Origin of the sequence: Mesorhizobium sp. B2-4-15 (assembly GCF_006658505.1) — a bacterium.
Classification (GTDB): Bacteria; Pseudomonadota; Alphaproteobacteria; order Rhizobiales; family Rhizobiaceae; genus Mesorhizobium.
The window spans coordinates 72,398-82,224 of sequence record NZ_VFUZ01000009.1; the positions used below are offsets into that span (position 1 = coordinate 72,398).

Annotated in this window: 10 protein-coding genes and 1 pseudogene; 8 read left to right on the forward strand and 3 right to left on the reverse strand. The window is 62.1% G+C overall.

Going from position 1 to position 9,827, the window contains the following annotated elements; all coding sequences use genetic code 11:
- Positions 1–11: 11 nt before the first annotated feature.
- The 3 genes from FJ930_RS13050 to FJ930_RS13060 all read right to left on the reverse strand — a co-directional run bounded on the left by FJ930_RS13050 (position 12) and on the right by FJ930_RS13060 (position 3,557).
- Positions 12–863 (reverse strand): hypothetical protein, encoded by an 852-nt coding sequence (locus FJ930_RS13050; protein ID WP_348642723.1) that lies wholly within the window; start codon positions 861–863, stop codon positions 12–14.
- A 343-nt stretch (positions 864–1,206) separates the two neighbouring features.
- A complete protein-coding gene (locus tag FJ930_RS13055; RefSeq protein ID WP_141838101.1) occupies positions 1,207–1,995 on the reverse strand; it encodes a class I SAM-dependent methyltransferase in 789 nt (262 codons plus the stop codon).
- Between the two features lie 1,229 nt (positions 1,996–3,224).
- Positions 3,225–3,557, reverse strand: a complete 333-nt coding sequence (locus tag FJ930_RS13060; RefSeq protein ID WP_246676898.1) for a hypothetical protein — start codon at positions 3,555–3,557, stop codon at positions 3,225–3,227.
- A gap of 177 nt (positions 3,558–3,734) precedes the next feature.
- On the opposite strand from FJ930_RS13060, the gene FJ930_RS30085 reads away from it, so the two are divergent.
- The 8 genes and pseudogenes from FJ930_RS30085 to FJ930_RS13100 all read left to right on the forward strand — a co-directional run bounded on the left by FJ930_RS30085 (position 3,735) and on the right by FJ930_RS13100 (position 9,660).
- Complete coding sequence (locus tag FJ930_RS30085; RefSeq protein ID WP_181763366.1) at positions 3,735–4,049, forward strand: hypothetical protein; 315 nt, start codon at positions 3,735–3,737, stop codon at positions 4,047–4,049.
- A 106-nt stretch (positions 4,050–4,155) separates the two neighbouring features.
- A complete protein-coding gene (locus tag FJ930_RS13070; RefSeq protein ID WP_141838103.1) occupies positions 4,156–4,335 on the forward strand; it encodes a hypothetical protein in 180 nt (59 codons plus the stop codon).
- Positions 4,336–4,843: 508 nt separating this feature from the next.
- Positions 4,844–5,749: pseudogene (locus tag FJ930_RS13075) on the forward strand (zincin-like metallopeptidase domain-containing protein); the annotation flags it as partial.
- Between the two features lie 123 nt (positions 5,750–5,872).
- Positions 5,873–6,004 carry a DUF2958 domain-containing protein gene (locus FJ930_RS30450; protein ID WP_246676911.1) on the forward strand — a complete coding sequence of 44 codons (132 nt, stop codon included), beginning with the start codon at positions 5,873–5,875 and terminating at the stop codon, positions 6,002–6,004.
- Between the two features lie 331 nt (positions 6,005–6,335).
- Positions 6,336–8,459, forward strand: coding sequence for a ParB/RepB/Spo0J family partition protein (locus tag FJ930_RS13085; RefSeq protein ID WP_141838295.1), 2,124 nt, complete (start codon positions 6,336–6,338; stop codon positions 8,457–8,459).
- 188 nt (positions 8,460–8,647) lie between these two features.
- Positions 8,648–8,893 (forward strand): hypothetical protein, encoded by a 246-nt coding sequence (locus FJ930_RS13090; RefSeq protein ID WP_140744721.1) that lies wholly within the window; start codon positions 8,648–8,650, stop codon positions 8,891–8,893.
- 84 nt (positions 8,894–8,977) lie between these two features.
- Entirely contained in the window at positions 8,978–9,397 is a 420-nt protein-coding gene (locus tag FJ930_RS13095) for a hypothetical protein (RefSeq protein WP_140744722.1), read from the forward strand.
- Complete coding sequence (locus FJ930_RS13100) at positions 9,394–9,660, forward strand: DUF6117 family protein (protein ID WP_140744723.1); 267 nt, start codon at positions 9,394–9,396, stop codon at positions 9,658–9,660. The genes FJ930_RS13095 and FJ930_RS13100 overlap by 4 nt, the downstream gene beginning before the upstream one ends.
- The last annotated feature ends 167 nt before the right edge of the window (positions 9,661–9,827 follow it).

Sequence of the window (9,827 nt, forward strand, 5' to 3'; positions counted from 1 at the left end):
GAGTATAAGTGTCAAGCGCGCGTAAGTGGCAATTTCGTTCCGGCAACGGCGCGTTCGGCCAACACGGAATGGCGGAAGCGAAACAGCTTGGCGGGGCGGCCACGCATGTCGGTCGTCATCGCTCCGGTCTCTTCGACTAGTTCCTGCTGCTCGACCAGCCGCCGGAAATTCGGTTTGTGCACGAGCCGTCCGGCCAGCGCCTCGACGCTGCGCTGGAGCTGCAGCAGCGTGAACGTCGGTGGCATCAGCTCGAAGACGACGGGACGATACTTAATCTTGGCACGCAGCCTGGCGATGCCAGTGGCAAGGATACGACGGTGATCCGCCGCCATGGCCGGACCGAACACCGACAGCGTGTTGGCCTTGACCTTGTTGCGATGCGCCTCCTCGACAAGCGCCGCCTCATACAGCAGCTCGTAGCGTTGCAACACCAGCTCTTCGTTCCAACTGTGGCGATCGAGACCGAAGGCGACCGCTGTTCGCTGCTGGCGCTCACTGCGCACCGAAAGGTTGTCGGCGGCCTTCGCCCAGGCATTCAGCTGCGGGACAATCACATTCGGCAATGCAGGTGGAACACCGTCGCGATGATCTTCCCAAGGAAAATAGTCGTACCAGTTGCGCCATCTCGCCTTGTCGGCTGGCGCTGCTTGGCCTTCGCGCGCCAAAGCAAGGTAACTGATCGAGATCACCCGCTCGGCTTCATCAACTGCACGGTCGCGATCGGCGAAGGTGTAGAGCTGTTCGATGTAGCCCAGGGGATGCCGCGTCTGCTGTTCCACCCAGTCCCGCAGACCCGATTGCAGCGAACGGTGTCCAAGCTCGAACGGGCCAGAGGGCAAGGCGTTGCCGTTCTCGCCGGACATGACGCGGGGCTGGCCGGCCGTTACCGCGACCAGCACCGCAATCAACTCAGCCCCAATGGAATGTCGCCGGTCGGCATTTCCAGACTGCTTCAACTGATTACCGTATCACGCTCATGCGGTTGTCGACTTTGATGCCCTGGTGTAGCCCGCCTTGCTTCCGACCGTGAACCGGCCCGATGTGGCAGTCAACTTTGAAACCCTGGGATGTCGAGTACCAAATGTCGATATCGGTTGTCGCGCGCCCGTGATTTGAACCGCAGAAACCAAGCCCGTCTTCTACAAGGCGAACGGTAGCTTTGCGCCTCTGCGGACCCGCCACGCGCCGCATGATGCTTATGTCCCGTTACTGCTTTCTTGCAACCACCAGGAAATTCTGCGCAAGCCGTGCCGGAACTCGCGCTTTTTTACTTATCCTTTCACAAGGCTCAACGAACATTTCGCAGAGCCGTGGTAATAGATTCCCGGGTCGCGGCAGATAACCGTAGCCGATTATTCGCTCGACAACGAAACCATTAGAAAGGAGCATCTGCCTAAATCTGGCGATGCCTAAGGTATTGTGGATTGTTCGTCCCGCGCATCGATTTAAGATGCGACATGCAACCCCCATTGGCGAGGTCGCATTCATGTGAATGTTTGAGACGAGTAATCCCCCTTCGTTCAAATGCGCATGAATGGCCGACATCGCATCGTGCCTGAGTGCATTTTCAGCGTTCAGGAAGAACCGGAAAGCTGTAACTACGTCGAACGTTTTGCCAAGCGGTTCGAGCGTCAGATCAGTTTGAACCAGCGTCACGTTCTCGAGGGTATGTGCGCAAGCAAGCATCGATTCAGATACGTCAACACCATAGACCTCCCCAAATAAGTGGGCGGCGACATTTGTGATGCGACCTGTACCGCATGCGAAGTCCAGGCAGCTATGGCTCGGCCCACCCAGGGGGGAGAGAATGCTTTCGACCAAAGGCATTTCGATGTGCGACCATAGAGCCGCATAGTAGCCGGAAGCAAAGGTTGCGCCGTACTGCGCACCGTAGCCAACACCCTGGTGGCTCGTGCGGTAATTACTGTAGGCTCCCTCTTCAGAAGGGCGGTAGCGCTTGCTAGACGACACGCATGCAAGCGGCCACCCGGTCATTGTGGTCCGTCCAATCGGGGCAAGAATGCTGAGAGGGCGGCGTGGCTATCCTTGCCTCCCCTCAGATCGCGTGGCTGCTTAGTGGACCTAAAGCAATCAAGGCTACACATTTCGACGTTCTCTCTTCCAGTGCGAAATATAGCGTCCTGGAGACTGCGTTATTAGACATGCCAAAGTTTGGTGTTAATCTCCCTTTGCTGAGGCGGAGGTCCTTTGCCTGGCGATGATTGGTGTCGATTGCAAGTTCGTTTTGGAAGGTTTCAAACAAGCTGCATGTAGTCTCATGCAAGAGCGGGTCCTTCAGCCGTTCCGACAACAAGGTGTCAGCGGCACCCGCACTTCTCGCGAGTAAACTCGCACCACGTTCGGCGATCACGCTTCATCCGTTTGCATGAAGCGTATTTTACGAATTTGTAAGGAAGCGACCCGTGAGGTTGTCAGGATGGCTTGCGGCCACCTCAAGATCGGGTGAAGACTTCGAAACATAGCGCAAGGGTGCGACGCTCACCTTTTTCCGCACCGGATTGTCGGTCGATTCCGTACCAGTTGTGGAAGACGCCAATCGCTCCGGCTATGGCTGGCAGTTCGCTACAGGTCGACCTTGATGGCTATTCGCACCCATCACCACAACTGAAGTACTGGCACGTTCTCCACACAAGCCTCGATGAAGTCGCCAGGAAGCACTGGTCCCACGCCCGCAAGCAACATCGCCGTGTCGGGGCCCATGCCTCGGGCGTCATCGTCCCAAGGATTTTTTTCAACAGTTGTCAGGTGAATGACCATCGCCGGCTTTGCGCGTTTTGGATCGCGCTGAAGCTGCGCGTCCAGGAGCGCCTCATGTTCCCCGCGTCCGCCTGCTCGATTCCACTATCGTATGGGTGTGTGCTAATTGATGATAGGCCAAACTATGGGTTTCGCACGCGCAACATGGAGGTGTGCATTGCACCGAACGCTCTCATTGAAATGAATGGCGACATCAACGGGACGGCCATGAGAGCTTCTGGCTGCGAGGGAGTGGAGAGGCAAGGATTGAGGTGTCTGGATGAAAGTTGTTGGTCTCTACCGATGTCCAGGGAATCCGCCGTTCGCCTGCGTCGTCGAGGGCCTCAAGGGCACCTACGTCACGGAACATGCCTACCGCGCTGCGGGTCACCAGCCAGATTTTGGCACCCTGCCTTGGGAGGATGAGTATAGGACCGCGAGAAAGAAGACGCCGGGAGAGTAGCTGCTCAGGATGTTCCGTCGCCGCTATGATCTCGTTCATTGGATTCATAGTACGGCAGGTAGGCGTTGGCGAACAGCCACTGCGTGACGATTGACTGCAGCAATTGCGGCCTCGAAAGCCGCATCTCGGCTGCAACCCCTTCCAGAGCTGCCTCGATGGCAGGCTCCACGTCCAGGCCAACGCTCACATTCCTGAGCATCAAGGCCGCACGGCGAAGCAGAGCCCTCAGATCAGCACCTGACATTTCAGCCGTCCGGTCAGAGGCGAGGTGGAGTTCTTCCGCGAAGTTCAACCGTCCCATCCCGGGACGATAGCGCAAAACGCTGGCGCTCGCCATTGGGCAGACCGACCGTATCCAAGGTCATCCACAGTGTATTGCTTCTTTGCCGGCACGCTACATTTGCTTTCGCGGCGCCCGACGCTGAGCCAATCAATGCCGGGAATGACACGATGAAACGGGGATCCTCAGGTCCGCCGTCAGTGGCAGACCTGAAGGGTTCGGGCGTCCAGTTACTTGTTGCAGTTTCGTGAGGGCGAGGTGGTCGTACCGCTTGCGATACTGTTGTCGACGTCGTTGCCGGCAGCGTCTTTGCAGCGGTCGTTCATGCCGTTCGTCGAATTCGTCGCGTTGGGATCGGTGGCGATGGTGCCGCCGGTAGCCGCGCCCGAGCCGGTAGCGTTTACACCTGTGCCGCCATTGACGCGGGTACCTGAGGTGCTGCCGCTGACACCCGCTCCGGCGTTGCTGCCGCCGGACCCGCTGGTCCGCGCCGAGGCGGGTGCAGCCTTTATCTCGACTGATGTTCCGTCCGTTGCGCCTGTTCCTTGAGTGGCGAACCCTGGCGCTGATGACCTTGGCGCGGCGTGAGGCTCACGAGGTGACGCCGGTTTCATACCTTAACTTTCCTTCAATGGATCTAATTTAGAAATCGCTAATGCGCTTCTCGATTCTGCTTTTCTGCTGGGCAGCATTCTTCGGCTGGGACTTTGCTACCAACGATGGCGAATTCACAATTGGCCTTGGCAAGCAGGTGGCCCACCTACTCTCCATCGGGGCTTATGTGAAGATGTGCCGTCGCCAGCGCAAACTTATGACACGATTAACGGATCGTTGACCGCGCTGTCCTATTCTGGGACAGCGCGGTCAAACCCCCAACCGGCCGCGCAGGCGGCTCCGGCAACACAGCCCCCGCCGCACTGTCGGAGCCGCCACCACATCCCTCAACAATACCATCAATGGTTGAATCAAGGGTTACCGCACTTCCACTTATTGTCTCGATAGTGCCAAATGACGCTGCGCAGCTCCGCGCTTGACGGTCCGGCCGCAACGCTGTCCTGAACGGCCGGAGGGACGTCATCAACTTCGCCGCGCCGGCGTAGCGGCGGCCTTTGGGCAATGCAAAACGGCTAAAATTACCGCAGCAGACGGTCCATATGCTGACAGCCAGCAGATCAGGCACCATTACGCGCGGCGACGACAAAGATCTGTGAGGTGCGCGCCTTCATCAGGCAGCTGCGCCAGGAGGCGCCGCACCGTCGGTTCAGAGGGAGAGTGCAACCGGGTTGCCGTGACGGGTTGAGAGCTGGGAGAGAGGCTCCCGGCGCCCGTCGCGGAGCTCCGCCATGTCCAGAAAAAGCACATGCGCTCAAACCGCCCCGGAGCGGGCGAGTCTTTACGACGAAATCACCGGCAAGATCATCGCCGATCTTGAGGCAGGGTGCGTGCCCTGGGTCCAGCCCTGGGGGACCGCGGCCGCCAAGGCGCCGCTCGCCATGCCCAGGAATGCCGCCACCGGCCGTCACTATTCCGGGATCAATGTGCTGATCCTGTGGGGCGCCGTGATCGATCACGGGTTTTGCGCCCAGAGCTGGCTCACCTTTCGCCAGGCGGTCGCGCTCGGCGGCAATGTGCGCAAGGGCGAACACGGCACGACCGTGGTCTATGCCGACCAATTTGTGCCTGACGACGAGAAGCGGCGCGCGCGCGACACTGGCGACGAAGTCCAGGCGATCTCGTTCCTGAAGCGCTTCACCGTCTTCAACACCGCACAGTGCGAGAATCTGCCGGAAGGTGTCGCGAGCGTCGCTCCGCCTCCGCCACGCGCCCTCATTGAGCCGAAGGTCGAGGCGCTGATCCGCGCTACGGCAATCGACTTCCGCATCGGCGGCAACCGAGCCTTCTATGTTCCGGCGCTCGATTATGTGCAGGTTCCGCCGCCCCAGGCCTATTTCGAGACGATCAACTGGCATCGGACAGCGCTTCACGAACTTGGCCACGCCACCGGACATCGATCCCGTCTCGACCGCGACATGACCGGCAGTTTCGGCACGAAGAAGTATGCCTTCGAGGAACTGATCGCGGAGATGAACGCTGCGTTCTGCTGCGCCTCGCTGGGCATCGTGCCGACCGTTCGCCACGCGGACTACATCGGCTCCTGGCTCGACGTGCTGCGGCAGGACAACCGTGCTATTGTGCGCGCTGCGTCCCATGCCAGCAAGGCGGCCTCCTGGCTGCTTGGCTTCGTCCCGGCCCAAGACGTCGGCGGGGCCGAGCCTGTGATCGGGGGAGGGCGGCATGATCATCCTCGCGCGCCCGATCTGCGCGAGCGCCTGCTCGCCAACTGCAGCAATCGCGGCGGCGACCATTTGCCCGTGGTCAAGGTCTTCAACCCAATTGGCGAAGGCGTCTGGCTCGCCACCGAGCTCATGCCGATGGCGACAGTCTCTACGGCATCGCCGATCGCGGCGATCCGGAGATTGGCAGCTTTTCGCCCATGGAGATAAGCCTGCCCGCCTGCCATCCAGCTGGGGCATCGAGCGCGACATCGTGGTCGGCATGCACAGTGCCGCTCTCCATCTGGGCCGAGGCCGCCCGTCGGGCTCGGGCAGCATCCGTGCGGCCGGGCTCATCTTTTCATCCGCCACACTGTCTCGGGCCGGCATCTGCCTTCTTGAAAACCGTGGAGCCGCCGAAGCGCACCTCGTGTCCGTGGCTCTGTTCCTGCCTGGATCGTCCGGTGCGCGGCGCCGCCCTCAGAGTGAGAGGGCGGCGCCTGCCTTGGTGACGGGTTTGGAGGTCGGGAGAGTCTCGGCCGCCCGTCGCGGAGAAATCTCGATGGCTACCGCCAAGCAGAAGATCACCCTCAACGCCTCGCGCGACATCCCCTTCCACAAGCTGGTGCTCAGCCAGTCCAACGTCCGGCGTATCAAGCGCGGGGAAACCATCGAGGACCTCGCCGCCTCGATCGAACGGCGCGGCCTGCTCCAGAGCCTCAACGTCCGGCCGACGCTGGATGACGAAGGCAACGAGACCGGCATGTTCGAGGTGCCCGCAGGCGGGCGCCGCTATCGCGCCCTGGAATTGCTGGTCAGGCACAAGCGCATGGCCAAGACAGAGCCGGTGCCCTGCGTCGTGACCGACGCCCACAGCACGGTGCCGATCGAGGAGGATTCTCTGGCTGAGAACTTCCAGCGCGAAGATCTCCATCCCCTCGACATGTTTCGCGCCTTCCAGACCCTGCATGGCCGGGGCGCGAGCCATGAGGAGATCGCCGCGCGCTTCTTCGTGTCGCCGACATTCGTGCAGCAGCGCCTGCGGCTCGCCAAGGCTTCGCCCAAGCTGCTCGAGATCTATGAGCAGGAGGGCATGACGCTCGAGCAACTGATGGCCTTTACCGTAACCGACGATCATGCGCGTCAGGAACAGGTCTGGGAGGCGCTTGAGAATTCGTGGTCGAAGGAACCGTATCAGATCCGGCGCATGCTGACCGAAACCACCGTTCGGGTCAGTGACCGCCGCGCCTTGTTCGTCGGTGTCGACACCTTCGTAGCCGCCGGCGGGAACGTGCTTCGCGATTTGTTCGAAGCCGATAATGGTGGCTGGATGCAGGACCCCGCGCTGCTCGACCGTCTGGTGGGAGAGAAACTCAAGTCAGTCGCCGACGAGATCGCTGGCGAGGGTTGGAAGTGGATCGTCGTCGACGTCGATCTGCCCTATGGCCACAATCACGGCCTGCGAGCACTCGCCGGCATCCCTGCCGACCTGACCGAGGAGGAACGGGCAGAACGCGAAGCCCTGCGCGCGGAATACGATCGGCTGGAGGCCGAATATGGCGAGGTCGACGATCTCCCCGACGACGCCGACCGACGCCTTGGCGAGATCGAGTCCGCGCTCGAGGCCTTCGAGAGCCGGCCAATGATCTACGATCCGGCCGAAATCGGCCGCGCCGGGGTTTTCATCAGCATCGACCGCGATGGGAATCTCGTCGTCGATCGTGGTTATGTACGTCCCGACGACGAGGCACCGGAGACGGCCGACGGCGATAGCGCCGGGGATCCGACGGAGAGTGACGATGGGAGGGGCAATCCCTCGGTTCATCGCACTACCATCAACGTCGGCGCCCAGGCATCCGAGCCCGAGGAGGATGAAGGCGAGGCCATCAAGCCGCTGCCAGAGCGCCTGGTCATCGAGCTGACCGCGCATCGCACACTCGCGCTGCGCAACGCCGTGGGCGCGAGCCCGCATGTGGCAATCACGGCGCTGCTGCATCGGCTTGTTGTCGACACTTTCGGTCAGCGTTCCTCGAACGGCTGTGTCGAGGCCTCGATCCGGCACTCCTATCTGCCGGTTCAGGATGCCGGCCTCAAAAACAGCCCGGCGGCCAAGGCGCTCGACGAGCGCCATCACGCATGGAAGGGCGACATCCCGCTCGACGATGACGAGGCTCTCTGGGCTTGGCTCGACGGTATCGATGACGCGAGCCGGCAGGCGCTGCTGGCGCATTGCGTCAGCTATGGGATCAACGCCCTCTACGAACGCCCAAACCCTTATGGCGGTGGTGGCGTTTCCCAGCACGGGCTCGACCAGCGTCTGCGCGAGGCCGACCGGCTCTCCGCCGCCACCGGGCTCGACATGGTGGATGCGGGCTGGCGCCCGACGGTCGACAACTATCTCGGCCGCGTCACCAAGTCCCGCATCCTCCAAGCGGTGCGCGAGGGCGCCGGCGAGCAGGCAGCCCAGCTCATCGACCACATGAAAAAGGGGGACATGGCCAGGGAGGCCGAGCGCCTGCTGGCCGACAGCGGCTGGCTGCCCGAGCCGCTTCGCCTGATCGGTGATTTCTGGGGCACCGAGGCGCAGGCCGAGGAGGTTGAGGCGCTGCCTGAATTCCTCTCCGGCGACGGGGGCGATAGCTCGGATGTTTCAGCGGACGCCGCGCAGGCGATCGCCGCCGAATAGTATCCAACCCCGGGCGGCTCCGGTCGCCCCCGACCCCTGCACCTCATGGCCCGGCGGCGCGCCGGGCCAATTTCGGTTTCAGGCGGCGGTCCTTAACGCACCGCCGCGCGCCCGTCCGACCTGCTTCGCGCCAGCCTCGATCACGCTCAGGTAACTGTTCCTCCGACAGCGTCATCCTCGTCACCGTCATGCGCTCCCGCTCGGTTAACAGCGGGCTCGGTCCCGAGATCGTCGAGCGACCCGGTATCGGCATAGTCCGCGTTGTGGGGCAGATCGGCGACGATAACGAGTTGCCGCACCTCGCCGAGAGCCGGGAGGCGGCGGAACTCTGGTTGGCCAAAACCGGATACCGCAATGTGCGCCTTGAAGAGGTCACCGCGGACGAAGTCGGCGCCGACGTCGCCAAAGGGCGAGTGGCGGGGCGAGCCGCCTAGCGCCCCACCCAGCATCAATCTTCAGACACCACGGCCCGGGCTCTCAAAAGAGCGCCGGGCGGCGTTTTAATCAGGAGCAGCACGATGCCCGCATTCAACATAGAGACAAGCTACCGCCTGCCGGTCTTCCGGCACCGCAGCTATCTGGCCGATACGCCCGAAGCGGCCTATCGGCTGGCCATCGGAGACGATGACTGGTCCGCTGAACGGCTCGGCTACGAGCCTGCTGGCGAGACCCATATCACCGGCATCTGGCAAGGCGCAGATGCTGCCTGCCGTGGTGCCGCCATCCCGGTGCCGGGCCATTTCAAGGAGACGGTGCAGCGCCAGGCAGCCCACTTCGAACGTCTGCCCGGCCTGCCCAAGATCATGGTTGGTGACGCCCAGGCAGGCAGGGTAACCGCGGCGGAATGGATGGGCAAGGCCGCGTGGCCCATCTCGGTAGGCGAAGCGATTCTGGCCAACGCTCCCCATGAACCGACAGAGACGGGAGGCCCGACATGAGCATCCCAGACCACGCCCGCAGCAATTTCCAGACGCTGCTTCGAGCCGCCAGCGACGGCAACCTCGCATTAATGGAATGCGCGGATGCCAAAACCGGCCAGCCGCGCTACGTGATCTGCGCTGTCGGACGCGATGGCGGCGACTACATGTTCACACCGTTTGGCCATTTGGCCGATGGCAATCCATACGACGCTTATCTGCCGCCCGATCCGAACGACCCTGCTGGCTTCGTGCCGGAAGACGGACCCGGCCGCCGGGCATGATCGCGATCACCTGACATCAACAGGCGCTCCGCCCGCGGCGGAGCGCCTGTTTCCTGTCGGCCTTGACGTGGCCTTTGTGAGGAAGAGGCGGCCGGAACGGTTTTGAGCCGATGCGGTCCAGAGAGAGCACCGTGCGGCTCGGTCCCTGTCCCGCTCTCCCAAGGATT